Annotated in this window: 28 protein-coding genes and 1 pseudogene; 8 read left to right on the top strand and 21 right to left on the bottom strand. The window is 37.6% G+C overall.

The genetic code is table 11. From position 1 onward, the window contains the following. Positions 1-68 precede the first annotated feature (68 nt). The 3 genes from L3V42_RS06960 to L3V42_RS06950 are packed head-to-tail and all read right to left on the bottom strand — an operon-like array spanning position 69 to position 4105. Positions 69-2693 carry a YfhO family protein gene (locus L3V42_RS06960; protein ID WP_238471643.1) on the bottom strand — a complete coding sequence of 875 codons (2625 nt, stop codon included), beginning with the start codon at positions 2691-2693 and terminating at the stop codon, positions 69-71. Further along, positions 2694-3026 carry a GtrA family protein gene (locus L3V42_RS06955; protein ID WP_310739834.1) on the bottom strand — a complete coding sequence of 111 codons (333 nt, stop codon included), beginning with the start codon at positions 3024-3026 and terminating at the stop codon, positions 2694-2696. Between the two features lie 56 nt (positions 3027-3082). Beyond that, positions 3083-4105, bottom strand: coding sequence for a glycosyltransferase family 2 protein (locus L3V42_RS06950; RefSeq protein WP_310739833.1), 1023 nt, complete (start codon positions 4103-4105; stop codon positions 3083-3085). A gap of 640 nt (positions 4106-4745) precedes the next feature. Between L3V42_RS06950 and L3V42_RS18495 the strand changes: the two genes are divergently transcribed. Continuing rightward, positions 4746-4961, top strand: coding sequence for a glycerol-3-phosphate responsive antiterminator (locus tag L3V42_RS18495; RefSeq protein ID WP_369412853.1), 216 nt, complete (start codon positions 4746-4748; stop codon positions 4959-4961). Next, on the top strand, positions 4906-5739 hold the full coding sequence (locus tag L3V42_RS06945) for a metallophosphoesterase family protein (protein WP_235763171.1): 834 nt from the start codon (positions 4906-4908) through the stop codon (positions 5737-5739). The genes L3V42_RS18495 and L3V42_RS06945 overlap by 56 nt, the downstream gene beginning before the upstream one ends. Before the next feature lie 319 nt (positions 5740-6058). Here the strand turns inward: L3V42_RS06945 and L3V42_RS06940 are convergent, their stop codons facing one another. The 6 genes from L3V42_RS06940 to L3V42_RS06915 all read right to left on the bottom strand — a co-directional run bounded on the left by L3V42_RS06940 (position 6059) and on the right by L3V42_RS06915 (position 12090). Continuing rightward, positions 6059-6703 (bottom strand): glycerophosphodiester phosphodiesterase, encoded by a 645-nt coding sequence (locus tag L3V42_RS06940; protein ID WP_238471642.1) that lies wholly within the window; start codon positions 6701-6703, stop codon positions 6059-6061. A gap of 63 nt (positions 6704-6766) precedes the next feature. Beyond that, a complete protein-coding gene (locus L3V42_RS06935; protein WP_235763169.1) occupies positions 6767-7585 on the bottom strand; it encodes a carbohydrate ABC transporter permease in 819 nt (272 codons plus the stop codon). Between the two features lie 22 nt (positions 7586-7607). Further along, positions 7608-8471, bottom strand: coding sequence for a carbohydrate ABC transporter permease (locus L3V42_RS06930; RefSeq protein WP_235763168.1), 864 nt, complete (start codon positions 8469-8471; stop codon positions 7608-7610). A 1-nt stretch (position 8472) separates the two neighbouring features. Continuing rightward, a complete protein-coding gene (locus tag L3V42_RS06925) occupies positions 8473-9519 on the bottom strand; it encodes an ABC transporter ATP-binding protein (RefSeq protein ID WP_238471641.1) in 1047 nt (348 codons plus the stop codon). A gap of 377 nt (positions 9520-9896) precedes the next feature. Continuing rightward, positions 9897-10643, bottom strand: coding sequence for a glycerophosphodiester phosphodiesterase (locus L3V42_RS06920; protein WP_238471640.1), 747 nt, complete (start codon positions 10641-10643; stop codon positions 9897-9899). A 121-nt stretch (positions 10644-10764) separates the two neighbouring features. Beyond that, positions 10765-12090 carry an ABC transporter substrate-binding protein gene (locus L3V42_RS06915; RefSeq protein WP_238471639.1) on the bottom strand — a complete coding sequence of 442 codons (1326 nt, stop codon included), beginning with the start codon at positions 12088-12090 and terminating at the stop codon, positions 10765-10767. A 655-nt stretch (positions 12091-12745) separates the two neighbouring features. Between L3V42_RS06915 and L3V42_RS06910 the strand changes: the two genes are divergently transcribed. From L3V42_RS06910 to L3V42_RS06885, 6 genes and pseudogenes are all read left to right on the top strand, one after another. Then, positions 12746-13147 (top strand): hypothetical protein, encoded by a 402-nt coding sequence (locus L3V42_RS06910; RefSeq protein ID WP_238471638.1) that lies wholly within the window; start codon positions 12746-12748, stop codon positions 13145-13147. Positions 13148-13305: 158 nt separating this feature from the next. Then, positions 13306-14013 carry a hypothetical protein gene (locus L3V42_RS06905; protein ID WP_238471637.1) on the top strand — a complete coding sequence of 236 codons (708 nt, stop codon included), beginning with the start codon at positions 13306-13308 and terminating at the stop codon, positions 14011-14013. Next, positions 14013-14429, top strand: a pseudogene (locus L3V42_RS06900) (GNAT family N-acetyltransferase); the annotation flags it as partial. The gene L3V42_RS06905 and the pseudogene L3V42_RS06900, both read left to right, overlap by 1 nt. Then, a complete protein-coding gene (locus tag L3V42_RS06895) occupies positions 14430-14594 on the top strand; it encodes a DUF4181 domain-containing protein (RefSeq protein WP_255783437.1) in 165 nt (54 codons plus the stop codon). A 162-nt stretch (positions 14595-14756) separates the two neighbouring features. Further along, positions 14757-16136: a DHA2 family efflux MFS transporter permease subunit gene (locus L3V42_RS06890; RefSeq protein ID WP_235763162.1), complete on the top strand. Its 1380-nt coding sequence runs from the start codon at positions 14757-14759 to the stop codon at positions 16134-16136. A 113-nt stretch (positions 16137-16249) separates the two neighbouring features. Then, complete coding sequence (locus L3V42_RS06885; RefSeq protein ID WP_238471636.1) at positions 16250-16525, top strand: hypothetical protein; 276 nt, start codon at positions 16250-16252, stop codon at positions 16523-16525. Between the two features lie 23 nt (positions 16526-16548). Here L3V42_RS06885 and L3V42_RS06880 read toward each other — a convergent pair whose 3' ends face one another. The 12 genes from L3V42_RS06880 to phnH all read right to left on the bottom strand — a co-directional run bounded on the left by L3V42_RS06880 (position 16549) and on the right by phnH (position 26627). Continuing rightward, complete coding sequence (locus L3V42_RS06880; protein ID WP_255771043.1) at positions 16549-16686, bottom strand: sigma factor; 138 nt, start codon at positions 16684-16686, stop codon at positions 16549-16551. A gap of 137 nt (positions 16687-16823) precedes the next feature. Continuing rightward, positions 16824-17696 (bottom strand): phosphonate ABC transporter, permease protein PhnE, encoded by an 873-nt coding sequence (gene phnE / locus L3V42_RS06875; RefSeq protein WP_238471635.1) that lies wholly within the window; start codon positions 17694-17696, stop codon positions 16824-16826. Next, positions 17696-18481 (bottom strand): phosphonate ABC transporter, permease protein PhnE, encoded by a 786-nt coding sequence (gene phnE, locus L3V42_RS06870; RefSeq protein WP_238471634.1) that lies wholly within the window; start codon positions 18479-18481, stop codon positions 17696-17698. The genes phnE (L3V42_RS06875) and phnE (L3V42_RS06870) overlap by 1 nt, the downstream gene beginning before the upstream one ends. Positions 18482-18494: 13 nt before the next feature. Further along, positions 18495-19259, bottom strand: a complete 765-nt coding sequence (phnC, locus tag L3V42_RS06865; RefSeq protein WP_238471633.1) for a phosphonate ABC transporter ATP-binding protein — start codon at positions 19257-19259, stop codon at positions 18495-18497. Positions 19260-19330: 71 nt separating this feature from the next. Continuing rightward, complete coding sequence (locus tag L3V42_RS06860; protein ID WP_238471632.1) at positions 19331-20365, bottom strand: PhnD/SsuA/transferrin family substrate-binding protein; 1035 nt, start codon at positions 20363-20365, stop codon at positions 19331-19333. 143 nt (positions 20366-20508) lie between these two features. Beyond that, entirely contained in the window at positions 20509-21315 is an 807-nt protein-coding gene (locus L3V42_RS06855; protein WP_238471631.1) for a PHP domain-containing protein, read from the bottom strand. After that, a complete protein-coding gene (locus tag L3V42_RS06850; protein ID WP_235763155.1) occupies positions 21305-22024 on the bottom strand; it encodes a phosphonate C-P lyase system protein PhnL in 720 nt (239 codons plus the stop codon). Before L3V42_RS06850 ends, L3V42_RS06855 begins: the two co-directional genes overlap by 11 nt. A gap of 14 nt (positions 22025-22038) precedes the next feature. Next, positions 22039-23220, bottom strand: coding sequence for a phosphonate metabolism protein PhnM (gene phnM / locus L3V42_RS06845; RefSeq protein ID WP_235763154.1), 1182 nt, complete (start codon positions 23218-23220; stop codon positions 22039-22041). Positions 23221-23238: 18 nt separating this feature from the next. Next, on the bottom strand, positions 23239-24075 hold the full coding sequence (locus L3V42_RS06840) for an ATP-binding cassette domain-containing protein (protein WP_238471630.1): 837 nt from the start codon (positions 24073-24075) through the stop codon (positions 23239-23241). After that, a complete protein-coding gene (locus tag L3V42_RS06835) occupies positions 24068-24934 on the bottom strand; it encodes an alpha-D-ribose 1-methylphosphonate 5-phosphate C-P-lyase PhnJ (RefSeq protein ID WP_238471629.1) in 867 nt (288 codons plus the stop codon). The genes L3V42_RS06840 and L3V42_RS06835 overlap by 8 nt, the downstream gene beginning before the upstream one ends. Next, on the bottom strand, positions 24924-26033 hold the full coding sequence (locus L3V42_RS06830; protein WP_235763151.1) for a carbon-phosphorus lyase complex subunit PhnI: 1110 nt from the start codon (positions 26031-26033) through the stop codon (positions 24924-24926). Before L3V42_RS06830 ends, L3V42_RS06835 begins: the two co-directional genes overlap by 11 nt. After that, on the bottom strand, positions 26034-26627 hold the full coding sequence (gene phnH / locus L3V42_RS06825) for a phosphonate C-P lyase system protein PhnH (RefSeq protein WP_238471628.1): 594 nt from the start codon (positions 26625-26627) through the stop codon (positions 26034-26036). Positions 26628-26641: the final 14 nt, after the last annotated feature.

Below are 26641 nucleotides of genomic sequence, written 5' to 3'. Positions count from 1 at the left end.
TCGTCTTATTCAATTAAATTTTATTTCCTTTTATATTTTGTTTTTGTTAGCTAGAAATTAAGTAAATATCAAGTTTCTTTATTAGAATCACTTACTCTACGCTTCCGCTTTCTCACTAGATACCAAAACAAAGAAACACCAATTATAGATAATAAACAACTAATTCCAAAGTACGGTGGCAGGTAAACCATTTTTATATCATTCATTCCCTCTTCTAAAGGAATTCCAATAAAAGCATAGTTTACCTTTTCCATTGGAACATACTTCCCATTTATTTGTAAATGCCAGCCTTTTTCGTATGGAATAGGTGTGACAATTAATTCATCTTTTTCCTCGCTCACGACATCGCCTTCTACCCGACCATTGTTCCATTTGATGGATAGGCGCTCATCAGCGTACTCGATATAGGCATTTTTTAAATACTGATAGTCCTCATGAAAAATATGGAAGTCTTCGAGCTGGTATGTTCCTTTTGGCAGCTTGATTTGAATTTTGTCACTTGCGGTTACACGTAGCGTCAAGTCGTTGTAGCCAGTTCTGTAAATCGAATCCGCTTCTTTCCTAATGGTTTGAAACTCATTTACTTTTAACACGTATTTATCGTTATTCTTAATCCCTTCCAAATAGAATGAAAGATAAAGATCTCCAGCTTCTACTGAATCGGTCAGCGTGATTTCAACACCACCGTTTTCTTCTTTTACTTCTAATGCTTTATCATCATAATTTGCATTGATTAACTTGATATTATAATCCGTAATTTCTTTTGAATCTGGTAATCTATCAGTTGATTTTTGCTTGTCAACAATTGCCCCTTTAAGCATGGCATGTTCTCTTGTCAGAATCGGCTGATTTATAAATTCCTCCTCTGAAAATAAAGTATTAGTTTTTCGAAAATTAGGAAGTAACCATTCATTTTCATAAACATGGTAGTTTTCACTTTCTAGAATCTTATTAAATCCATAAGGAACTTTTTCAATCGCTTTATCCCGCATATAAAACTGTCCATTTAATATACTTAATAAATTCGTTCGATCTCCCATCCCATCATATCTGCTAACACTTTCTTCTTCCATACTAATCTGTAATCGATCATAGTAAAAAAATAATAGGTTCTGATTCAAAATACTAGAGTAAATACTAAATCCATCATAATCTTGCACAATAGGAGTGTTATTTCTTGTTGGAACCATCCAATCAATGCGAAAGTTCTCTATATCTGTCCTCTGTTCCAAATTCTCAAGTATATTACGCTGCTCTTTAGAATTATAATGTCCGGATTGCATGACAGCCTCACTTGCCAATACTTTATCCTTTGGCGGAATCATCAGTCTAGCGGATTGGAATGTATTAGCGATAAGCATCATGAATAGCGTTACACTAACAAAAAATATCCTTTTTTGTTTAGTAGACGAAAACCTTTTCATCCCCAATAAAATGATTACCATCATAAAAGATAGAATTGGAATAACAAATCGGATCGGACGATCAAATTCAAAATCATCCCACCAAACGATTCCGATTGACACGAATAGATAGAGGCCGACTCCAATACTAATATGTCGTAACTTTATTTGTTTTATATAGTGGAATGTGAACGCAGTTATCCCTCCATATGCAAGTCCTACGATATGTTCCCAGCGGTTTTGTGGTGCAGAAAATCCGTTAAACATACTGCCTACAGCAGGAATGAAGTGTAGTATTGTTCCAATTATGGAAGTGATTGCAAAGAATCGGAAGATGGGATGCTTATAAAATTTCCGAATACAAACAAGAATGATAATAAAAATAGGCAGAAACATTACCCGACTATTAAACAGGATATTATCCGTTAGTGTAAACAATGGGATTGAGTCGGAAAATTCCGGTCGATAATTATCCAAATACCCCATAACAGCTGGGATAAAAGCAAAGGAACTAATCAAAAATCCAATAATACCTAAGGATATATAGCGAATAAGCTGCTTTGACACTTTCTCTTCATCATTAAAAAATCGGATAAGAAAACGCAGTAAGATATAAAACAATGCCAAAATAAAATTTATGTAAGAAAAATAAAAATTGGTAATCAAATTACAAACAACCGCAATTACAAATAGCTTTCCCGACTTTTTCTGAATGATTTTTTCTATTCCGATTAACAGAAGAATAAACCAAACAAAAGCATCACTGAAAAAATCCCAATACATGGTATGGCGAAAATAGAGTACATTTACCGCGTACACAACTGCACCTAAAAAAGAGGCTAAAAATCCAAATTTTATTTGTCTGAAGTAGTATATAGTAACAATTAAAGCAATAGTTATTTTAAAAATGCTCATTGGTAAAATAGCGTTTGCCCAAAAGGTAATATCAGGATGTTCGATTACCCCTAGTATTTCTAAAAGAAATATGATTACAACATAGAATAGAAAGAATAAATTGGTAGAATAATAATAGCCTAGTTGGGAGTAGATGCCCCCACCAAGGCCAAAGGAGTCGGAATAAAAGAAATTCCCACTCGTATATGCATCATAAATAAACTTCTTAAATGGAATCATCTGACTTAAGCCATCATTAAAGCCAGCCATGAGGATGCCGTCACTCTTTTGATAGATAAAATAGAGATGACTTAAGATTGCAATGATGAGAGATCCAACGATTACTAGAAGCCAAATTTTCTTGGTTGAAAGTTGATTCTTTTTGTAATCACCCATTTAGTTTAAAACTCTCCTTGTTATAACAAAAGTAATCGGCACTGTGAGAATAATTGCAATGAATGGAGCGATAACACTGGAAATCCCAATAAATTCTACAAATACAGCCAAGAAAATGGCCTGAACAATCATATTGACCACCTGTGTCAACGGGAACATAAAGAAAGATTTCCAAGATGGCTTGGTTTTATAAGTGAAGTAAACGTTCAAAAAGTAGGAAATAACCATACTAATGAGTGTCGCGACCCAATGACTTATAAAATAATGAATATTAGCTAACTCAAGAAAAAATAGATATAGAATATAATAATTTATGGTATTGCAGATTCCCACTAACGCAAAACGGAGAAATTCCTTTTGCGTGTGCAGCTTTTCCAAAATTCTAATCACTAAAACCCAACCTTCTCTTTTTTCTCAGTTCTGGTTGTTCCCTGTGGGTATATTTTACTTGGGTAAGGATACGCGGTGACCTCCGTTTTGAGTTCTGTTGCATTACTTTCATTCACAATATAATGCGGACGCTTCTTTGTTTCATTATAAATCCGTCCAATGTACTCACCGATAATACCAATTGAAAGCAATTGCACACCACCAAGAAATAGAACAGAAGATATAATCGTGAAATAGCCGGGTACATTGATTCCATTTATTATAATAGAGATAAACATATACAACACATAAATAAAAGATAAAAATAAACTTACCGTACCTAAGTAAAAACAAAGACGTAATGGTTTGGTATTGAAAGACAGAATCCCGTCAAGAGCATAGGTAATTAGGGAAGAGAAAGACCATTTGCTTTTGCCGCTTTCTCTTTGTACATTTTGATAGGTAATTGTTTTTTGTGATAAACCAATCCATGAGTAAAGTCCTTTGGAAAATCGGTTTCCTTCACTTAATTGCAACAACGCATCCACTGCTTTTCTACTAAGTAAGCGAAAGTCCCCTTCTCCATCATTTAAATTCACATCGCTCACTTTATTCATTAAGCGATAAAAAGTGCTCGTCATAAATTTATGGAATCTTGTTTCCCCTCTTCGGTCTCTTTTAGTAATGACTTGGTGATATCCCGCCTCATAGCCCCGAACTAACTCTGGGATGAGAGAAGGTGGATGCTGCAAATCCGTATCCATAAGGATTACAGCTTCCCCTTTCGCATGCTGTAATCCGGCATATATGGCAGCCTCTTTACCGAAGTTACGGGAAAAAGAAATATATTTAACGTGATTAGAAAAACGAGCTAGATTCTTAACTTTTTCAAGCGTATTGTCTTTGCTTCCATCGTCAATAAAAAGAAACTCCACAAGATAAGGCAATTGTTTGGTTATCTTCATTAATTCATCATAGAGATAATCTATATTTTCGCTTTCATTGTATGCAGGTAATAATAATGTAATTAGACCTTTCATAATCTACTTCACTCCATTGTATACGAATGCTTTAATGATAGACCGTTGCGCGAAAGAGAAGACCAACAGAATAATATAACATGTGGTGCATTCCCAACTGTAATATCTCCCTTGTTTTAATCGTCGTATTGGTTAGGTAGAATACCTTTTTATTCAGGCTCTTCGTTCGAGAACTTTCATCCCCGATTGCAAGCCATACAAAAAACCCTTTATAGGCACTATAAAGTAAACCAAACCATGTTGGTTGGGATTTTCATAATGTCTATGAAAGGATTCTTTCAACTTTTCTCCACTCCGAATTTTTGCTTACCTAATCTTCCTTATAAATTTCATTATAGAGCAGGAGTATGAAGTGAGTATAAATCTAATGTTAGATTATTGTAAATTAACTTGAGTTTAATAAATGAATGTTATACTTTACATACGTTATAGTTGAAAAGGGGGTTGATAAGTAATGACAACTATTTAACCGACCTTAAGAAAGAACCAAATACTCGCGGGCATGTACACCTAATAATTTAGAAATCGCACACGATACAAAGGTAAGTGGAATTATTTTAATGGATAGGAAACTAAACTTTTTTCAGAGAATGTCCCGGCACTAAAAGAGTGTCCAAAACCGTTATTTGTCCATGCCGACCTTATTAGAGGCTTTTCTCACGATAGAGAATCGGTGCATTTTATTGCAAAGCATATTAAACCCGCTGGAATCGTCTCTACGAAGGACTCGATAATTCGTCTAACAAGGAAAGAGGGCATCCTCTTTATTATGCGAGTTTGTTTAATCGATAGGAGGAAATATTTTGAGAATTGCAGTGTTTGGAGATCTACATTACCCGGAGTTGCCTTTTCAAGATAAACAAATGGAGCAAATACGTAATCAATTTTACGAGCAATTCTTCCAAAGGCTCTTTCAAATCGAAGCAGATTACTATGTTTCAATAGGGGATTTAACAAATTATGGAACAAATAGGGAACTAGAAGATGTATACCATTTCATTCGTAAATATGATAAACATTTTATTCATGTCTTGGGAAATCATGATGTGTATGGGAATAGAAAAGAGGATGTCTTAACGATTACTGGACAAACACGTTATCAAGCTATTTCCACTAATCATGCCACACTGGCTTTTCTTGATACAACTAGGGATCAGGATTTGGAGAATTGGGGAGGAACCCTTGAAACCAATCAATTAACTTGGTTAGAAAATGTGGTGAAAGATTCTGGTTTACTTCCCCTTCTTATATTTGGTCATCATCCAGTTCACCAAACGACCAAAAACTCAGAAAGACCCTATCTATCCATTGATGCTGAAATTCCAATTCAGGAAGTTTTACAAAAGAAAACAGGAACAGGAATATATATTAATGGGCATAACCACTCTAATTCTATTATAGAAAAGGATCAATGGACGTTTGTACAGCTCGCTGCTGTCCTAGACCAGCAAGCAGTTAGGGTTTTTGATATTAATGATTCAGAAATTAATATTAACACAATTAATCTATCCACCGAAGATATGAAACAGCAAGCCCAAATAATTGGGGGTAACATCACCGGTTTTTCTTTAGCACCTCAACAACTTGGAACAGCAAAAGATTTATCTCGTTCTATTATACTCAAACAACAGGTTTAAGTAGTTATAAAAAGTATAAAAGCTTACCTCCTAATCAGCACTTGGTTAGAGGTAAGCTTTTTATCGATAAAATAATAATCGTTCCCAGTCCTACGATTATTGTCGATGCCTAACGATTGATAAATCAATCTCTGCTATCTTTTTGATCCACCGTTGCTAAGACAGTTCCCGTGTGTTTATCCTATATACAGCAACACTCCCACCACCCTTGACCTTATTTGTGTTCGTGGTAGTGGATATTGATAGCGGATAGCGAAAGGATCTCCATCCGCATTGGAATTTTTTAATACAAGATACCAAGTATTATCGTTACAACGAATTAGTCTTCGTTTGAATGGAGGTAATCCAAAGCTATATTTGTTGTGATATTGTAACACCCACGATTCAATAAATCTTTGATTAGCAATGAATCATCAACAGTCCAAACACACAATTTTAATTTCATTTCATTAAGCAAGTGGAGCAATTCATCAAATACTGCAGTATATGGTAATTGTATTTTACGAATCCCTTTAGAATAAAGATCCTGTAGAAGATCACGTAATTCTGAAATATCCATAGAACTCAACTTACTAATATCTATTAGATTTTCCAAGTTAAAGAATAACTGATTTCTATCAGCAGGATTAATATCAGATATGTTGATTTTCCCAGATATAACAATCTGATCGAAAACGCCAAATTCCTTCGCTTTATTTATAGCATACAAAGGGATAGAATCTTGTTTGCAGTCTACATTTAAGATTATTTTGGTATTATTACTATCTATTAATAATTGATAAACATCTATAAGTGATAATGCTTCGGAATAATCATCTAAGGGATCATGACTAAGATAAACCTCTGATTTAGATGACATTTGACAATCAATCTCAAGTGCATCAACATTAGAATCTAACATTGACTGAATAAATTCATAACTGTTTGGTTTGTATCCGTCGCTTCCCGCATGTGCTGTAATCACTGTATTACTTCCTTTCATTTAATATTTGAATCGACATTTACGCCTGTGAATACTTTCAAAATTTTATCGTCCACCTGAATAAGTAAATGCTTTAATTATATGTCTTTGAGCAAACAAATAGATAATAAGAATCGGAATAACAAGCAGTACATTACTCGCCATCATCGTATGATAATTTGTTCCATCTTCCGCATTAATCATCGCTACAATACCTACAGGTAAGGTGCGTGCGTCGTTATTCGTAGTCAATACTAATGGCCAAAAGTATTCATTCCAAGTTCCAATAAATGTTAATAACCCCAATGTAACAAGGGTAGGTATTGCCATAGGCAACATGACTTTTCTTATAACTGTGAATTCAGTCGCATTATCTAGTTTGGCTGCTTCAATAATCTCATTAGGAATACTACGAAATGTTTGACGTAACATAAAAATACCAAATGCACTTATCGCAAATGGCAAAATTAAAGTTGGCAACGTATTAATAATCTCCCATTCAGCGAACATAACAAAAATTGTTAGGAATGTTAACTGTCCCGGAACCATCATACTAACCATAACTAATCCGAACATAACCTTTTCTCCCACAAATCTATAACGGGCAAAAGCATATGCTGCTGTTATCGTAGTTATAAATTGAAGTATGATAGTGGTGAGAGTTACAATAAGTGAGTTTGTTAAAAAGTTCCAAAATGGCATAGATTGTATTGCATCTACATAGTTTAACCATTGCCAGTCCTCAGGAAATAATGTTGGAGGAAATTGCAATGTTTCCCCCAACGTTTTTAGTGACGAAGAAAACATCCAAAGAAAAGGAAAAAAGAACACTATAAATATAAATAAGCTTAAAATTAAATGGGAACTTTTTTTTACTATTTTCATTATTTACCTTCCTATTCTTATGCTATTGATATTGGACACGTTTAGATTGTGTTTTAAAGTATATTATTGTCAAAATAGCCAAAATTACTAATAATACTACTCCCATTGCAGATGCATAGCCAACATTGAAGAATAAAGTCCCCTCTTCATAAATTTCATAAACAATTGTTCTTGTTGAGTTTAAAGGGCCGCCTCGTGTCAATATCTGTACAGTTTCAAATATCTTAAAGGAATTGATTATGTTTATAATTGTTATGAAAAATAAAGTTGGTGATATCATTGGCAGTGTAATTTTCCTGAAAAATTGAAATGAGCCGGAATTATCTAATATCGCAGCCTCATATATATATTTTGGAATTCTTTGTAAAGCAGATATGAAAATTAAAACATTGAACCCTACCGATTTCCAAACTGATATAAGTATGATAGAATTCATTGCCAAACCCGGACTCCCAAGCCAGTCTTGTGATGTAATACCGAAAAATGAAATGACATAATTCAGTAATCCATAGTCTTTGTTCATAATCCAGGACCATAGTAGGGATACAGATGCCAGAGAGACGACATAAGGGAAAAAGGAGATTGATTGTAAAAATCTGTTGAATCTAGTATTCTTTTGCAAAAATACTGCTAACAATAAACCCAAACCTGTACATAAAAGAACATTCCAAAATACAAAATAGAATGTGTTACCTAGTGATTGTAAAAACACTTTATCTGAAGCTAGTTTTATAAAATTATCGAATCCAATAAATTGCATATCATTTATCATGTTCCATTGATGGAAACTTTGATATAACATCCTTAAAATTGGGTATACATTAAAAAGAATGATTACAATCATCGTTGGTAAAACCAAAAAGTAGGGAAATAGTTTTCTTTTCATTTTAAATATGCACCCTCTTCCCTTCCTCATCAAAGTAAAATAATTTTTGTTCAGGAAGGTACAGTGTTATTTCATTTTCGTCCGACATATCTTCCTTTTGAAATGTTTTAAAATATACTTTTCCAAAGCTGCTTTCACAATTATATATAATTTCTGAACCTAAATATTCACGAGTGATAATCTTCACCTTTATGATCAAATCATTTTTGTTCATTTTTTCAGATGTACTATTTAGAATAACTTCTGCTGCAGATGGTCTAAATCCTACATATTTGGCTTCAGGAATGGGGGGATTATAGTCAGGTATTTCATTTATTTCATACGTATTCATAGATGGTGATCCAATAAATTCTGCAGTAAATAAGTTAGCCGGATCTTCATATAACTTTTCAGGAGTATCATGTTGTTGAATTGCTCCATCATTCATTAAAATAATATTAGTTGCCATTGACATTGCTTCCGTTTGGTCGTGAGTAACATATACAAATGTCGTATTCATTTTTTTATGCAATTCACTTAATTCAATGCGCATCTGTGCTCTTAGTTTTGCATCTAGGTTTGATAGTGGTTCATCCATAATAAACACCTTTGGCTTTTTGACCATGGCTCTAGCTAAGGCAACTCTTTGGCGCTGACCACCTGATAATTCACCAGGCTTTTTTTGAAGAAAATCTTCTAAGCCAACTATTTCTGCAATTTCTGTAACAAGTTTGTCACGTTCTTCTTTTTTGACTTTGTTATTAATTAATCCAAACTCTATATTTTCTCTTACGTTCATTGTTGGGTAAAGTGCATAGTTCTGAAAAACCATTGCTATATCTCTATCACCAGGTTCTACTTTTTCCATCGATTTATCATCAATATATACTTCTCCACTAGTAGGTTCTTCAAGGCCAACAATTAGTCTCAGAGTAGTTGTTTTCCCGCACCCACTTGGTCCAATCAATACGGTAAAACTACCATCTGGAATTTTTAAATTTAAATCTTCTATTACATTCTTTTTATTGTCATAAGACTTTGTGATATTTTTCAATTCTATTGATCCCATAATATCCTTATATCCTCCATCTATATACTTTGATTATCTTCAAAATACTCCTGACACCTCAGAATTACTCAAACTTTCTTTTTGAAAATCTTTAGCTTCAGAATAAAACGTAGCGACTGTGATGATTTCAAGACCTTTGCTATTCATCATTTCTTAGCTCTTGTGGAATACTTTTCACGATTTCAATAATTTCGTTTGTGAACTGTTATTATTAAGTTCGTATTGATCTGGTAAGATAAGCTGTGTATTTCTTTTCTCGCAACTTGATTCCTTCCCGTAAATCCGTGAACATACCGGTGAGAATGTTGAGTACAGAACATCTCCGGTGCTTTACGATCTGTGTGACATGTGTAAATATCTTGTTTAGGATAATGTTCCTATCTTTTATTTCTATATTCAATTGTGTTTTCTAACTCGTCAGAAGCAAATATATTGATGCCTAGGTCTACTGCAATATTTATATCTTCTGTAGTATCAATCGGTACTAATGTCATTTGTAAGTCTTGATTTTTAGCAAAAGATACCTCTTCTTCAGTAACATCGTTTTTAAATAAACCTACACAATTTAACAAATCATAGTAATTATCTTCATTCTCCGGTTTGTTCTTCATCTTAGAAAACAAAAAGCCCTGGGTAAACATTTTCTTATTATGCGCTGCAACGATAACAGGATAGTCAAAACTAGTTAGTAGTGTTCGACTAAGTAGACTCCTCTCTTTTAACATGAGATAAACTTCCTCTAGTAAATCTACACTATCTTTTTGTTCTTTTATTTCAACGAAATGGTATAAGCTGTCGTAGTTCTTAGTCAAATTGAGGTATTCTTCAAAAGTAGGTATCGTTTCATTTGATTCCGTATTATCAGGGTTTAATAATTTATATTCCCGTAACTCTTCAAGAGTTAAATCTTCTACTCTCCCACTACCATTTGTCATTCGATCAATTGATTCATCATGGAAAATTACAATTTTTTGATCTTTTGTGTAATGAAGATCCATTTCTATAGCATCCACATTTAAATCTAGTGCCTTTTGAAATGCTAGCAAAGAATTTTCCGGGAACTTTGACATATATCCTCTATGTGCACAAACATAAATCGTATGATTGTTTTTTAATATTTCCATTTTTCATCACATCTTTTCAATAATAATGTTAGATAATGTTTAATTTTTTAAGATAATGGGTAATAGTATTTTAGTCTTAACAACTACAAGACTATTAAGGAATCAAATTCAAAAGAATTTATTAACGATTTTCTTCTAAAACTGCATTGGCTTCATCTTCGTATGATTCCAATGTCGGCATAATTTCAACATCTGTTGTAAGTAGTTCAGTAATCATATTAGAGACAAGGGCAACAACTTCAGCATATCCTGGTGCATTAGGTTCAATACCAGCATGGTCTAATTGGTCTAAAGCAGTTTGATATTGTGGATTTTCTTCATTAATCGCAACAACATCTGGATGTTCTCCTAAACTTTGACGTGTAGGTAAATATCCTGTGTTAACATGTGATTTTGCAGCTTGGTCAGGTGCTGTTAACCAATTCATAAATACAGCTGAAGCTTCTTTTTCTTCTTCAGATTGTCCAGCTACCATTACAATGTTTGCTCCTCCTGTAGGAACATTACGGATATCATCTTTAGTTGGAATAAAAGCTGTGCCGATTTCAAAACCAGCGTCTTCTGCTATTGTTAAAGTATTAGCTAAACTACCAGTTGAAGCGAGCCAAATACCTAATCCCTGGTTTGCAATAGCAGTTGTTTGATCATCACCACTTTGATAGAAATCAAAGTTTTCTTCTTCCATATTTTCACGAAGGAATTCGAATAGTTCTACTGTAGATTCAGATGCAAATATTGCTTCGGTCATATCTTCATTCATTATTCCACCACCACTTTGGCGCATCAAAGCATCAAAATGCCACTGGTCTGGTATGAAGCCCATACCTGTATAGCCATTTTCATTTAAAATTTCAGATGCTGCCTTAACATCATCAAATGTCTCTAAGTTTTCATCAATTCCGAGTTCTTCAAATAATGTTTTGTTGTAATACATTAGAGGAGTACTTCTTAAATAAGGTAATCCATATTGAACATCGTCATAATAACTATTTAATAATAATCCTGGATAGAAATCATCCAAAGATTCATCGCTAATAAAATCACCAATCGGTTCTAACATGTCATTTTTAGCAAATTGGAGTACCCCAAGTGAGTTAATAACTGAAATGTTCGGTACTTCACCGGCCACAAATCCACTTTGTAATTTCGAATAAATATCATTATAGTCGCCCTGGAACTCCGCATTTACATGAATACCTTCATCGGCGCCTACTGTTTCGTTAAATTCTTCAGTCAAAGATTCGTTACTTTCACCAACTGCATCACCAAAAGCATACCAAAAAGTAATTTCTGTAACTTCTCCATTTTCCTGCTGAGTTTCAGAGTCATTTTCTGAGTCGCTCGCTTGAGTAGTTTCATCTGATGATGAACCACATGCTACTAATATCATTGAAATACTAATTATGAAAAGTGATAATAGTATTCCTTTCATTGACTTTCTATTCATTATTTTTCCTCCTAGTTTTAGATAAATAATTACATTTAAAAACTATATTATTTAATAGATTTTTATAAAACTCATACCACCTTTCAAAGTAAATTGTCGACTGTAATTTTACTAAAAAACATCTAACGAAAGATTGATATCTTTCATACAGTTTTTATATTATCATTTTTTTCTTCAAAAAAAGGCGGGTTAATGTAATCTTTACAATTCTTTACCCTAAGAAAATAATCCTGAATTATACCTGTATTCAGGTTTTTAAGTATATTATAATTATCTCAAATGTGTTTTTAAGACAGTTGAGGGGGTTCCATTTCCTTTAGTTGTTTCAAAGGAATATAAGAACTAAACTATAAGAGGTTTACTTGTATTTCACCAGAATAATGCTTAAATACTCCTTTTCTGAATAGGAGTAAGGGATAGTAAAACGACACCGCAAATACGAATCATTTGAAAATCGTCTTTTAATTTACGAACCTGTCGAATATTGGAGTCATTGTCTTTAAAGTTATATTTAATTTGTATTTCTAATGGAAAATCAATGTTTTCAATCATATCTAAGATATATTGACTACCATCAACTGAAACAATCAAATCCCCAAGTTATATGTTACTCTAAAGGGTAGGGAGAGGAATAACGGGAAGGGATGTTGATAGATTGAAGTTTGTGAGGTTAAATATTATTAGTATCTTATACGCTCTAATTCTATTTGTTCCTGTTGAATTTATGTTGAATGTGACAAATATTAGCAATTTAACTGGGGAACAGACGAGATTAGTGAACATCATGGCGACCATTACATTTCTAGTTATTGTCCTAGGTGCCGGACTGACCTTATTATTTCCAACTAAAAAATGGTTCGGACAGGACAAGATGAAGTCCTGGGCAGCACTCCTTTGGATACCGTATTTTGCTTTATTTGTTTTTATCTTTACCCAAGCATTTCCTGCCATTGCCGCTCCGATACCAACTAACGAAACTATCTTATGGGTTTTAGCAGGAACTTTAATTATCTATCCATTTTATATTTTAATCATTAACCACTTCAGTACAAGATAGAAAAGGAATAAGATGAGAGAGAAAGCTTCTTACTTTAGGGCATCGTACATACTTTAACCCTTGTTCTGCTATTGTGATACAAGGGTGCTTTATAAAGAGACGGAATTTTTAAATATTGGGGGTGAAGAATCTTGAAGGCAATTGGCTAGGCCGGAATAATGCATGTTTCCATTCTAATCATTTGGATGGTTATCCATATTTTATTTAATCAATTAAACCCGGTGGTCATCAATGATGAGGCTGCGATGGCACAGACAGGTATCGAATTTTACAGTAATTTCCCTGGACTTTTAGGTTTTGACCACGGGAGTAAAGCCTTCGTTATGTTACTATCCGTCCTACTGCCAATTGGTCTGTACATCCATTTTAAAGAATTGAAGATTTTTCGATTAAAAAATACCATCGCATTAGTTGCAGGTTGTTCTGGATTTACTTTGTATGGCTTATCCCTAATGCTCCAAGCAGTGACCGTTGAATATGCGTTTAACTTGTACCGTACCACGGAAGATACGGTAGCTCATTCTTTTGCTGTCTTGCTATATGATTGGGCCATGCTAGAAGGCGGGCTTTCAGTCAGTATGTATATTCTAGCGAACCTTTGCTTAAGCCGTTGGGTTATGATTCATTCAATCGGTCTATTTTCATTTAATTCTTTTAAAAAGATTGGTATATTTGGGTGTATTGTAGGAGCCATACAAATTATCGGTTCCTTTCTCGCTTGGTTCTTTTTAATGCAGGCAAAACAAAATATGCACGATTTTAACGAAGCGATCGGATTGCTATTTACAATCTGGATTGCGATGATTAGTTTTCAAATGATTCGGGGAAAAATCACGATAAAAGAAGATAGGAGTAGAATTTTATAATGACAATCCATTTACAATCATGCAGCAGAGAGCATCTGCAAGAGCTTCGAGAAATTAGTTAAAACACATTCAATGAGACATTTAAAGATCAAAATGCGCCGGAAAATATGAAAGCTTATATGGAACGGGCATATCACCCGGCACAATTGGAAAAAGAACTGTCTAATCCCTCTTCCCAATTCCTTTTTCTTTATTTTCATGGGGAGCTTGCCGGATTTTTAAAGGTGAATATCGGTGATACCCAGGCAGAGGAAATGGGTGAAGATGCCCTTGAAATTGAGCGGATTTACATACAAAAGGCTTTTCACAAAAATGGCCTAGGAAAATACTTATTCAATAAAGCTTTAGAAATCGCGGAATCCCTTCATAAAAAGAAAATCTGGTTGGGTGTATGGGAAAAGAATGAAAATGCGATTATGAAAGGTTTTTTTATTCTGTACATGATTATACTTATTGATTTTCAAGCCTTTTTGGAATGGAAGTATTTAAAGAACTCCAAACAATATATCACAACGGTTATCATTCTCGTTCTCGCCGTACTTTTTATTTACAATCTAGAGAAACTCTTCTGGTTTTTATGAAATAGTGAATAACAATCGAACTTAGGTAAGCCTGCAAACCTGTTTCTAGCGGAGAGACAGGGTTTTTGATTTTTCTTCTCATGAATGGTATTTGCTCTTACTTGTCAGAAAGCTTATACTTCTAGCAACTAAGATTTTCGAAAGATAAAGGAGGGATGTCTTTTGAGCAATAATAAAAGAATCGAATCAAAGGGGGTTGTTGTTGTCATTATAACAGCAGCCTTTTTATTTACATTCAGCCAATTCTTGCTCATCACCGCTTATCCGACCATCATGCGGGAATTCGATCTGAACGCTACCCAAGTCCAGTGGCTGACGACTGCATTTTTGCTTACGACAATTATTTTTATTCCAATGACTGGGTATTTATCCAATCGATTTACTTCAAAATCGCTCGTTGTCTTTTCTCTTTCCTGCCTACTTGTTGGAACAATTATTGGTGGATTTGCTCCAGACTTTTATACATTAACATTTGCCCGGGTTGTCCAAGCAATTGGAGCAGGAATTATTCTGCCACTCGTACAGACGATTTTGCTTACTGTGTTTCCTTATGAACGAAGAGGATTTGCGATGGGCTTACTCGGTGCAGTCGTAAACGTAGCGCCTGCAAGTGCACCATCTATTTCGGGAATTATTATTGATTTCTTCAGTTGGCGTTCCTTACACTGGATGCTGCTCCCGATAGTACTTCTCACGTTAATCCTAGCGATATTTCTGATGGAGGATGTGCTGGAAAAACAGGATTCAAAGCTGGATTTTCCGTCCATCATTTTATCTGCTATCGGTTTTTCATTTTTCATTTTCGGTTTAAGTAATATTAGTGTACTCGGATTTTGGGATGTGTTGGTGCTTGCACCGATAGGGATTGGATTAGTTGCGCTTATATTCTTTATCACGCGACAATTTCGCTTACCCCTACCGATTCTTGACTTGAGATTGTTCGGTCATTCCACATTCCGACTCATTATGATTCTTGTCTTCATCAATCTGATGCTGTTATTATCTGCAGAGACGATTCTCCCGATGTTCGCGCAGGATGTGCTCGGGACAAATGCATTTGTATCCGGGTTCATCCTTGTACCGGGAACGATTATATTGTCGATTATTAACATTATTTCAGGGAATCTATTTGACCGGTACGGAGCAAAACGGATTGCTGTAATCGGCTTTGCTTTTATCTCTGTTTCGCTCCTATTACTCAATACGGTAACAATGGAAAGCTCGCCTTATTGGATTATGCTATACTTCTGTTTATTCATGGCCGGATTCGGGTTAAACCTTATGCCACTTGTAACATTAAGCATGAATGTACTTAATAATAAAGATATGGCTCATGGATCTGCTATCGTTAATACAGTACGGCAATTCGGAATGGTGTTTGGAATTATCGTGCTTTCGACTATTATTAGTGTCACGACCTCTGTTATGGATGCGCCGTTTAAAGTCGGAACATACTGGGGAACGACTTTTGCGCTTCTCGTGATGGCTGGAATCGCTATCTTTGGTACGGTGCTTTCCGTATTTATACAGGAAGAAAAATAAGGGGAACGAAAAAGGATGTTTAAAAAAGGGAAACATCTTTTTTCGTTGAATGTATATAGTAGAGGAGACATTACTGACAAAATTGTCCCATGTGGAACAATTGGAGGATAATCATGCAAAAACTATTTACTAGTGTATCGATTATTTGTTTTCTTTTTGCATTTTTTATGTTCTGGTATCTTTCCTTAAACATATCCATTCCTTTTATCGACCATTTATATAATATAAGTATCTTTATCCCAGTTATCATCAGCATCTTAGGTGGAATCAGTGCTTTCTTTGGACTGAAGGGGTTTCCACGGAAAACACTGCTTGTTATGCATGTTTCGCTGATTATTCTGCTTAGTTTTTTTATATTTATCGCTATGTTCGGGTTCCAGGAACCATAGAAGGAAAGGATGATTGTAACGGGCTATGTTTTAATATTATCGGCATCATAGTTTTCAATATTTAGATGTGCTCGAAAAAACGTTTCTTGCAAGAGATCCTCTGCCGTATGATGATTATGACAAAGGGAAAGAAGGAAGCGATATAGATCAAAAAAATACATCTGATAAATGTTGTCTAAATTAATCCCCACGTCAGATACTCCCCCTCTATCTATAACACGAATTAGAAAGGAAAAAGTTACACCAAAAATAAAAAAGCACCGCTCTATAGCAGTGCTTGCCTATTTTAAAATCTTCTTTAATTTCTCACCGAAGCTGGAAAATAACGATTCTTCAACCTTGTCGAAGCCATCTCCAGCACAATCGCAATAATAAGAATGGCATAAGTGATAAAGCCAACTTCCCTTAAATCGAAATAAAATCCAGATGCCATGAAGAGTTCGAAACCAATTCCTCCCGCTCCAGCTGCGGCTCCCATTGCAACTGCAACACCGAAGTTGATTTCAAAACGTAAGAACGTCCACGATAATAAATAAGTAAATGTAGAAGGTAGCACACCGTGCGTAACGATATGCCACCAGTTAGACCCAGTTGCACGCATCGCTTCTAAAATTCCATTATCCACCTCTTCAAAGGCTTCTGAAAATGCTTTGACAAGATAGGCAATCGAGTGGAATAGCATTCCCAGTACCGCTGCTTCACTCCCTAACCCGGCAGCAATTGCAAAAATAAGGACCCATAACACCGTCGGAACAGCACGGATAAATGCCATGACCATCCGGACAGTTTTTGATACCCAAGCTTTGGACAAGTTTTCCGCCGCCATAAATGAGAGGAATAAAGCAATAACTGCTCCAATGACAGTGGCTAACACGCCTAAACCTACTGTTACCCCAATCTGATACATTGCCTCTCCCCAGCTAAAATGGCTCAGGGAGGGTTCCAGAAACATCGTCTTTAAATTATGCCATGTCTCCGGTATCGCACGCTCAAGGCTCAACCCGGTATAATCAAAGAAAAAGAAAGCTAGAACCGTGAGAAGAGTCAATACAGCAATCGTCCATTTCGTGACGAGATCAATCTTATTCCCTGATTTAATATTGATTTTGCCGTTCTTTGCCCGTTTTATGTAAAGTTGTTCGAGTGGAATTTTCTCCCTAAATGCTTCCATTATAAAATCACCTTCCTTATCCGGTTGGATATCAGTTCAATTATAATGACAGTGATGACGATGGTGAAGGTGACAAGGGCAACAGCATTATAATTCAGTGATTTATAATACATATCAAAAGTGTAACCAATTCCCGTCCCTGTTAAAATACCTACGAGTGTCGCACTCCGGATATTCGTCTCAATCATAAAAAGAATCCAGCTGAGCATCTGTGGTAAGCTTTGCGGCAGTACTGCTTTGCTTACAATATGAGAATACGTTGCCCCTGTAGCTTGCAATGCCTCTACTGCACTGTGCTCGGCCTCATCAATCGTTTCGATAAAAGCTCGTGTTAGAAATCCAAGTGTGCCAACGAATAACGCGAGGAATCCAGTGAGTGAATTTTGCCCAAAGGAAATAAGTAAAATAAGGGACCAAGCTACAACTGGTATATTTCTTGAAAATGAAGCGATGAAGCGAGCAATGACACTAAAGATATTATTGACTTTTGTCGTTTGGGAGCCCATTAATCCTAAAAATAAGGAGATGACTGCTGCTAAGGTCGTTGCTGCAATGGACATGAAAATTGTTTCATTCAGTTTTGTCAGAATTGCTGGCAGTCTTTCCCATGTTTCAGCAGTAATCCACAGATTGGAAGCTATCCAGCTGATAGCAGCGGGGAAGGTTAAGGCACCTTCAATAAAGTTAAAATCCGTTATCACTGCTGAAAAATAGGTCACCCCAATAATGATGATAAAGGCGATAGTTGTCATCCATCTGCTTTTTCGAATTGTTTTTTCCTTCACACTTGTTTGCTCCTTAAACCGTGATTAATTCCCGTTGTTTCGTACCATAAATATGATTAATCTGCTCTTCAAGAAGCAAAGCACTCCTTCCATCAAAAACAACCTCACCTTTTCTAAGACCAATAATCCGGTCCGAATAACTTTGTGCAACTTCTACTTGGTGCAAGTTAACGATACACGTAATACCCAATTCTTTTGTGATCGATTGTAAATGATCCATAATGACTTTAGAGGAGTTCGGATCTAATGAGGCGATTGGTTCATCACAAAGAATTAATTTCGGGTCTTGAATTAGCGCACGGCATATACCGACACGCTGCTGCTGGCCACCACTTAATTGATCACAGCGCTTATAAGCATGTTCCGCAATCCCAAGCTTGTCTAGTAAGTAAAAAGCCTGTTCCTTTTCTTCTTCTGTAAAACGTCCGAGAACACCTTGAACCGTATTTTTATAACCAAAGCGACCATGAAGCACATTTTCAATGACAGTTAAGCGAGGAACTAAATTATAGTGCTGGAACACCATACCGATATCTGTCCGTAACTTACGTAAATCTTTTTTCTTCAACGAACCGACATCACGCTCATCAAATAGAATCTTTCCATGATTAATCTCGACCATTCGATTGATACAGCGCAGTAAGGTTGATTTACCTGCTCCGGATGGTCCGATTACCGAGACAAACTCGCCAGCTTCCACCGTAAAGCTTACGTCTTTCAACACCTGTGTCTGTGAATCATAGGACTTCCCAAGCTTCGCAACCTGTAATAATGTCATTTTTTGAACTCCTTTTTTATTAACAGGATAGAGTATGCAGTCTTGCACACTCCATCCCGTATTGTTTTTACTTAGTTTTGCAGTTCACGGATTGGATTGAACCACTCATCTTCTACTGGGACAAAACGTTCATCAGCCGATTTATAGAATAAACCGGACGCATCGGAGTCTTCTGGTACAAAAATTTTTTCGTTATTTGCGATTTCGTCAGAGGCGAACAGTTCCTGAATCGTTTCATAATCTTCTTCACCGATCACTTCTAAGTTGGCAGCAAATGGAGCATTCAGTACTGGAGTCACACTAATTAGTGTGAATTCTTTCCCTGTAACGGTGTTGAATGGTTCTGCAGCATCGTCTTTCACTTGGTAGACTGCTCCAGGTGAATTTGCATCACCTTCTGCTAATTCAACATAACTCTCAACACAAGTATCACAGAATGCTGCAACTTCAACGGAATTGTTCAAGAGGTTAACCGCTGAACCTTGGTGCGATCCACCGAATAACACTTGAGAGAAGAATGGTCCGCCTTCCATCAGATCTTCCTGTGTTAAATCGCCGTATTCCTCATGATCGGCAAAATAATCAACGATACCAGAGGATGGCACCACAAATCCTGATGTTGAGCTGTTTGATACAAAGGAAAATGGCTTATCTACAATCGTATCCAGTGAAAACTCACCGTCTACTTTGAAATTATCTTGTTCATCGACATTTACCGCTAACCAGCTATGGTAGATCGCGTCATCCAATGTGCCGGATGGACCTGATGGTACGACGATAGGCTCAACTGCATCATTGCCATTCTTAGCTTCTATGTATCCTACCGCTCCCATGAAAGCTAGGTCTGCATTGTTGTTTACAAGCGTTTCGATTGCGATGGCGTAATCTGTCGTTAAGTGATGCTCAACGGTTTTACCAGTTGCTTCTTCAATAACACTGCCGATTTCGTCTCGAGAAGATTTCATATCATTACCGGATTCGTTCGGATACCACACGATATCAATGACGTCATCCACCTCACCACTTTCTGCTGAACTATCCGAACAAGCAGCGAGTAACAGAATACTTGCAAACAGCATTGCTAACACACACCATTTCTTCTTCATGAAATTTGTTCCCCTCCATTTTTAATTTCGAAAAATTGTGGTCGAGCTTCATTTCAACCTATCTCCATCGCCTATTAAACCACAATTTATTAGAAAAAATAGCGTTTTTACAAGTTTTTAACCGTAACTTTATAAAATTAAAACTATCTAAACAATGGATTAAATGGACTTAGAACCGCGCCAATTTCAATCTTTGAGCCAAAGGAGCCATGATGATCTGTCCCGCCAGTCATAAAGAGGCCAAAACTCTCTGCCAAGGCTTCTACTTTGTCCCGGTCTAATTCTGTGTGATCCGGATGATGCAGTTCGATTCCAGCTAAACCGACTTCGACAAGCTCTGGAATGAGTTCATAAGAATCAAGTTGTCCCGGATGGGCAACAACAGGAAGTCCACCATCTGCAACAATTGCTTCGACTGCATCAAATGCATCGATATAAATAATGTCTCCAGCAGCTGGACCCTCTCCTTTAAAAAGCTTCCGGTACAGTGTTTGATAAGTATTGGAATCATAAGCTGCATCTGTAAGCTGAGTCATCACATGCTGTTTATAAATAGTTGTACTAGGCTTTGCTGCTTCTAACACTCGTTCCACATGGAACCTGTATCCTGCCCGTTTAATCTGCTCGATTTGCCATAACGTGTGCTCGTGTCTTCGTTCGAAGAGAGGGGTGCAGAGCCGGGTGATATGCCGTGCATGCTGGTCATAGTTATAACCAAGAATATGAACTTTACGATCCCGTTCAAAATCATAGGCAGAGATTTCAATTCCAGGGATGGCGGTAACATCATACTCTTTTTCTAATCGTTTCGCTTCAGCCAACCCAGCCACCGTATCATGATCAACAAAGCTAAGATGAGTGACACCATTTCGCTTTGCTTCCTGGAACACTTCTTTCATTGTGAGCGAGCTATCGGAGTAAGAACTGTGCACGTGCAAATCAGCCTTCACTGGCGATCGCCACCTCCTGCGTAACTTTTCGCGTCCGCATATCGTACACCTTGTCACAGACGCCTTCCATAAATTCAATATCATGAAAGATTCCGAGCAAGGTCGTTCCATTTGCTTTCAGCTTTTCAATGATTTCCCGCACCTTCATTTTCGATGCGTAGTCTAAGCTTGCGGTTGGTTCATCGAGCAGGAGAAGTCTTGGTTTCTTTACGGTTGCGATCGCAATATTCAATCTCAACTTCTCCCCGCCGGAAAACGTATTTGGGTACGTATCCCAAAGGGCTTCATCCAGTTCAAAGTGATCCAATGCCTTTTCCGCTTCGCAGCGTGCTGCTTCTTCTGTTTCACCCATTTCCAATAACGCCTTCTCCACTAATTCTCTTGAAGTTGTCCGCGGCATGACATTTAAAAACTGTGAAACATAGCCAATTTCATATTTTCTAAGGTAGAGCATCTCGCGTTCCGTTGCTTTTGCGAGATTCACTTTTCCATATCTGGCAGAATCATAAAGAATTGCACCTGCGTCCGATAAATAGGAACGGTAGATACTTTTTAAAACTGTTGATTTACCACTCCCGCTCCTCCCGACAATTCCAAGAAACTCTCCTTCTTCAATGGAAAAATTCACTCCCTCAACGGCTTGGATTGTTTTTTCTAGATGGTGGATTGTAAATTGCTTTCCAAAATTTCGGATGTCTAGCATTGTCATAGGAATCTCCTCCTTTAATTCAAGCGATAATTCGTTGTCGTAATCACAACTCCATTCACCATCGTCATCGTAAGCATCGGATAGCCATCATCCATCTTTTCAATCAAAAGAAGATCTGCCTTTTTTCCTGGCTGGATGGAACCGACCTCATGATCTAACCGAACTGCTCTTGCCGGATTGATGCTGACCATTTGGACCATGTCCTCGAGCGGATAACCGTACTCCTCATGTAAATTAAATACAGCATGAAGCAGGGCGGCGGGATAATAATCACTGCAAAGAATATCAATACAGCCATGCGCAATCGCTTCAGCAGCTGATAAATTACCAGAGTGGGAGCCGCCAAGCAGCACATTCGGAGCACCTGCGACTGTTTGTAAACCCGCTTCTTTCGCTTTTTTAGCAACTTCGAGTGTAATCGGGAATTCACTAATCGTCGTGCCGAAAGATTTCACTAAATCAACTTTTGCAAGATGGTCATCATCATGCGATGCGACAGCAATTCCTTTTCGGATAGCAATATCTGCAACTTCTTTTATTTTTTGCGTGGTGAGAAAGGTGCCATTTTGCCGTTCTTTAATAATCGTTTGGACGTCCGAATCTGTCAGGTCCCGATAACCTTTCAACGTCTCACTGTACACTTCCAGATCCCGGTATTGTCCTTGACCAGGTGTATGATCCATAAAGGACAAGAGATGAACTTTTCCAGCTTCAATGTTTTCAATTAGCGAATCAACTTCATCGATATTATCCACTTCAAAACGGGCATGGAGCCTGTGACGGATCAAATGTAATTCATGGTGCGTCCTGGCAATTGCATCAACGAGCCGCTGCACGTTATGCGGATAACGCATCGGCTTATGCGTGAATGCATCCTCGCGGTAAAAAGAAAGGGAGTGGAACATCGTCGTAATACCATGACTAATTAAGATTTTCTCTGCTTCCCGTAAGCTAATATCCATATCCATCATGCTCGTCGGACGCGGGGAAACAATGCCTTCAATATAATCAGAATGGATATCAATGAAACCCGGTGCAATGAAGCCGCCATTTGCATCGATTTTATTAGCACGAGGGAAATGTGCGATTTTTTCTTCAGGAATGATTTCCTTTATTTTTTCATTTTCTACGACAACGGCATGATTCTCCAAGATTTCTTGTTCCAATATAACTTTTCCATTATGAATGATATACAAGTTTGCTTCCTCCTTCGTTTACAGTAGGGAATATACTAATTGCTGGGTGTAGGCATGCTGCGGGTCTTCAAGGATCTGGTCTGTCAACCCATCTTCAATAATCGACCCGTTCAGCATGACAATCGTCCGGTCGGCAAGCATCCGAATCACCGCTAAGTCATGCGAAACGACAATCATGCTAATTCCAAGATCACGTTGAATGCCTTTAATCAAATCAAGCACATTCGCTTGCACCGATAAATCGAGTCCAGTCGTCACTTCATCTAAAAATAATATCGGTGGGTTATTCGAGAGAGCTTTGGCAATCTGAACTCGTTGCTGCATTCCACCAGAGAAATTCCTTGGCTCCTCTTTCATTCGAAATAATGGAATGTGAACATGCTCAAGTAGGCTCTTACTCACCGCTTCCATGTCACCAACATGCCGGTTACCTGCTGCAATTAATTTCTCCGCGATATTACCGACGGAGGAAAAATCCATTTTTAACCCGCGAATCGGATTTTGATAAACCATGCCATATTGCTGATTGCGGATGGCACGCTTCTGCTGGGAAGAGAGCGTGAACACATTTTTCCCTGCTAGAGCCGGGATATGATCGAGATAGACGGCACCGGATGTGACCTCTGAATCGAAGTAGAGGCACTGCATCATCGACGATTTTCCGCTCCCACTTTCCCCGACAATGCCCAGAATCTCACCGGGATATAAATCAAAGGAAATGTTTTGACAGGCATATACCGTTCCACACGTTGGACAATAGTTTTTTTCCAAGTTCTCTCCACCATCACAGGATGAACAAGCTTCTCCAAATTGCTTTGTTAAATCTCTTACACGTAGTAAAGGTGCTTCATGCATACGTCTTCCTTACCTCCGCTTCCTCATTCTCGTTTAACCGTTCTAAGCAATAACTTGTGTCATTGCATTGATAGATTGTTTCATTCGTGACAGGGTCCTCGAGTTCATCCAAAAATACATTCTCTGCTCCACATAAATGACAGTTTTCCCCAGTAAAGGACTCCACTTGAAACGGATAGTCATCAAAAGCAAGGGAAGATATATCGGTATAAGGTGGGACGGCGTAAATCTTCTTCTCTCGCCCAGCACCAAAGAGAATAAGTGCGTCTGATTGATGAAGCTTCGGATTATCAAATCTCGGAATCGGACTCGGGGCCATAATATAGCGACCATTTACATAAACGGGGTGATCTGCACCTGTTGCTGTCTTTCCATATTTCATAATTTGTTCGAATAATTGAAGCCACGCGCCACTGTAATCCTCTTCCGAATGAAGGATTTTCGTTTGATATTCACTTGCCTCAACTCCGCGTAATGGTTCCGGCATGGGAACTTGCAGAACAAGGATTTGATTTTTCGTAAGCGGCACTTCAGGAATCCGGTGCCGTGATTGAATGAGTGTCGCATCCTCGGTTCGTTCCACGAGTCTGACACCAGTCGTCTTAGAAATGAGTTTTTTAATACTCACCGCATTTACCGATTCATCTGCCCCTTGGTCTATTACTTTCAGCACGTCCTGTTTACCAATGAGAGAAAGGGTGATTTGCAGCCCTCCAGTACCCCATCCCCGAGCAATCGGCATTTCCCTTGAGGCAAAGGGAACCTGGTAACCAGGAATTGCAACTGCTTTTAAGAGGGCTCTTCTAATTTCCTTTTTCGATCCTTCATCAAAAAATGCAAAATGGGTTTTAGCTTTCATCGTCGCTCACTCCTCGTTTAATCTGCCGCACGCTATCGAGTTTCGATTGGAAAGTGACATAATGCGGTAACTTCAGATGGGAAATAAATCCTGTCGCTTCAACGGAATCAATATGAAGAAGCACGAACTCCTCATCATGCGTCGGGAAATCTCCCTCGGGATGATCAAGACATTGATCCAGAATGCTCATCGCAATCGCCTTCGTTTCATTTTGCCCGTAACAAATCCCGTAGCCAATCTCAAATTCTAACTTTTCCTCATTCCTGCCGTTCTTTTTCGTGATCGGTACGAAGGATTCAATCTCAGTTACGCGAATTTCACCAATATAAAAGTCATCTTCCGGGTTGCCGCTTCCCTCTACTGGATGAGCGGTATGAATTGGCAGCCTGCCAACTCGAACTTCTCCGACCGTCGGATGCACTTGACCGTAACCTCTTAATGATGCATAACCGAGTGCAGTAACTGCTCCGGTTTGTCCTCTCGTGAGCACTTGTAATCTTGCACTTCTTGATGCCGGAAAGCTAAGACTTTCTTTTGTAATATCAATCGGTGCCGTATCATTTAACGGGTACGTTTCAAATAAACCTTCTTCCCTCAAGTAATCAACGACTTTAGGAAAATAAGTAACTTTTCCTTCCGTTTGCTCAAGATTGTTTTCAAAGTTTTTCAGCCACGTTGTGATTTGTGTTTTATCTTCTTCCAGTAAATTAAAATCAAGTAAGCGGTGGGTGTAATCTTTCGTTGCACCGAGTAATTGACCACCAGGGATATCTTTAAAACTCGCTGAAATTCGGCGTTCGACAAACATCGTCTCCGGCTCCACTGTTTCACTCGTATAAAGTCTTGGTAAAGTCGAACGATGAGCACGCAGAAGAAAGACGGCTTCCTCCATACTGCCTTCCGCTTGTTTAATCGCAAGCGCTGCAAGAAATGGGGAGTATAGGCTGCTTTCTGACATCACTTGGTCGATTAGACTTTTCATTGTAGCCATAATCGTTTCGACTTCGATAATTTCCTGCTCTTTCAGGCGTTCGTATGTCAACCGTTCCATCGAAGCTTCAATTGCCTTTGTGCCACCTTTTACCGCGACATAGCCCATTTATTCCACCTCCATAACTTCGACATTCGTTGTTCGTGGTACACATACGAGTTGCATATTGCTATCCGTTAAAATGAGGTCAACACCTAATGGGAACTCTGTGACTGTTGTATTTCTTGCTTCCCAGATGTTGTTCGATAATGTATGTAGCATCGTTTGCTCTTTAATGCCAGGGCCAGTTAAACGGACCGTTATATTCCGTTCTGTAAAATCAGTGTCGATAATGAATGTTGCTGCACGATGGGGAGCGATTAGTGTGCCTTTCTTACATATTTCCAGTGCTTCTGTTATTTCCGCCTCTGTGGCATCAGGAAGCACAATGATAAAATCTGCTTTAGCAAGTGTTGTGTGGGACGCAAGGGTGTAAGCTGATATTTTACCAGCAACTTGTTTTTCCGCACGAGGCAAGACATGAAAGCTAACCTCTGCATCAAATAGTGTGAGCAACGTAAAAAGAGTCGCATCATGTAGCGGTAAATCAAGGTCATTCTTTCCTTCGAGTTTGCGCAACGATTGAATTTCACCTGGACGTGACATTGTATGTAAAATTTCACGGAAAACAAACTGCAAATCATGTACTTCATCAATTGCCATATTATCTCTCCTGT

It is taken from the genome of Oceanobacillus alkalisoli (assembly GCF_022213125.1).
Classification (GTDB): Bacteria; Bacillota; Bacilli; order Bacillales; family Amphibacillaceae; genus Oceanobacillus; species Oceanobacillus alkalisoli.
Note: the sequence above shows the minus strand (reverse complement) of the source record. Positions and strands in the feature narration are given on the sequence as shown.

What these genes read in the sequence shown, in the direction of transcription:
- L3V42_RS06930 (WP_235763168.1), bottom strand. Translation starts at nt 8,471, where the DNA reads ATGAAAAGAAAACTATTTCCCTACTTTTTGGTTTTACCAACGATGATT.
- L3V42_RS06905 (WP_238471637.1), top strand. Translation starts at nt 13,306, where the DNA reads ATGCATGTTTCCATTCTAATCATTTGGATGGTTATCCATATTTTATTT.
- L3V42_RS06860 (WP_238471632.1), bottom strand. Translation starts at nt 20,365, where the DNA reads ATGAAGAAGAAATGGTGTGTGTTAGCAATGCTGTTTGCAAGTATTCTG.
- L3V42_RS06960 (WP_238471643.1), bottom strand. Translation starts at nt 2,693, where the DNA reads ATGGGTGATTACAAAAAGAATCAACTTTCAACCAAGAAAATTTGGCTT.
- L3V42_RS06850 (WP_235763155.1), bottom strand. Translation starts at nt 22,024, where the DNA reads ATGACAATGCTAGACATCCGAAATTTTGGAAAGCAATTTACAATCCAC.
- L3V42_RS06835 (WP_238471629.1), bottom strand. Translation starts at nt 24,934, where the DNA reads ATGAAAGCTAAAACCCATTTTGCATTTTTTGATGAAGGATCGAAAAAG.
- L3V42_RS06925 (WP_238471641.1), bottom strand. Translation starts at nt 9,519, where the DNA reads ATGGGATCAATAGAATTGAAAAATATCACAAAGTCTTATGACAATAAA.
- L3V42_RS06830 (WP_235763151.1), bottom strand. Translation starts at nt 26,033, where the DNA reads ATGGGCTATGTCGCGGTAAAAGGTGGCACAAAGGCAATTGAAGCTTCG.
- phnH (WP_238471628.1), bottom strand. Translation starts at nt 26,627, where the DNA reads ATGGCAATTGATGAAGTACATGATTTGCAGTTTGTTTTCCGTGAAATT.
- L3V42_RS06935 (WP_235763169.1), bottom strand. Translation starts at nt 7,585, where the DNA reads ATGAAAATAGTAAAAAAAAGTTCCCATTTAATTTTAAGCTTATTTATA.
- L3V42_RS06840 (WP_238471630.1), bottom strand. Translation starts at nt 24,075, where the DNA reads ATGCATGAAGCACCTTTACTACGTGTAAGAGATTTAACAAAGCAATTT.
- phnE (WP_238471635.1), bottom strand. Translation starts at nt 17,696, where the DNA reads ATGGAAGCATTTAGGGAGAAAATTCCACTCGAACAACTTTACATAAAA.
- L3V42_RS06885 (WP_238471636.1), top strand. Translation starts at nt 16,250, where the DNA reads ATGCAAAAACTATTTACTAGTGTATCGATTATTTGTTTTCTTTTTGCA.
- L3V42_RS06915 (WP_238471639.1), bottom strand. Translation starts at nt 12,090, where the DNA reads ATGAATAGAAAGTCAATGAAAGGAATACTATTATCACTTTTCATAATT.
- L3V42_RS06895 (WP_255783437.1), top strand. Translation starts at nt 14,430, where the DNA reads ATGAAAGGTTTTTTTATTCTGTACATGATTATACTTATTGATTTTCAA.
- phnC (WP_238471633.1), bottom strand. Translation starts at nt 19,259, where the DNA reads ATGACATTATTACAGGTTGCGAAGCTTGGGAAGTCCTATGATTCACAG.
- L3V42_RS06920 (WP_238471640.1), bottom strand. Translation starts at nt 10,643, where the DNA reads ATGGAAATATTAAAAAACAATCATACGATTTATGTTTGTGCACATAGA.
- L3V42_RS06880 (WP_255771043.1), bottom strand. Translation starts at nt 16,686, where the DNA reads ATGTATTTTTTTGATCTATATCGCTTCCTTCTTTCCCTTTGTCATAAT.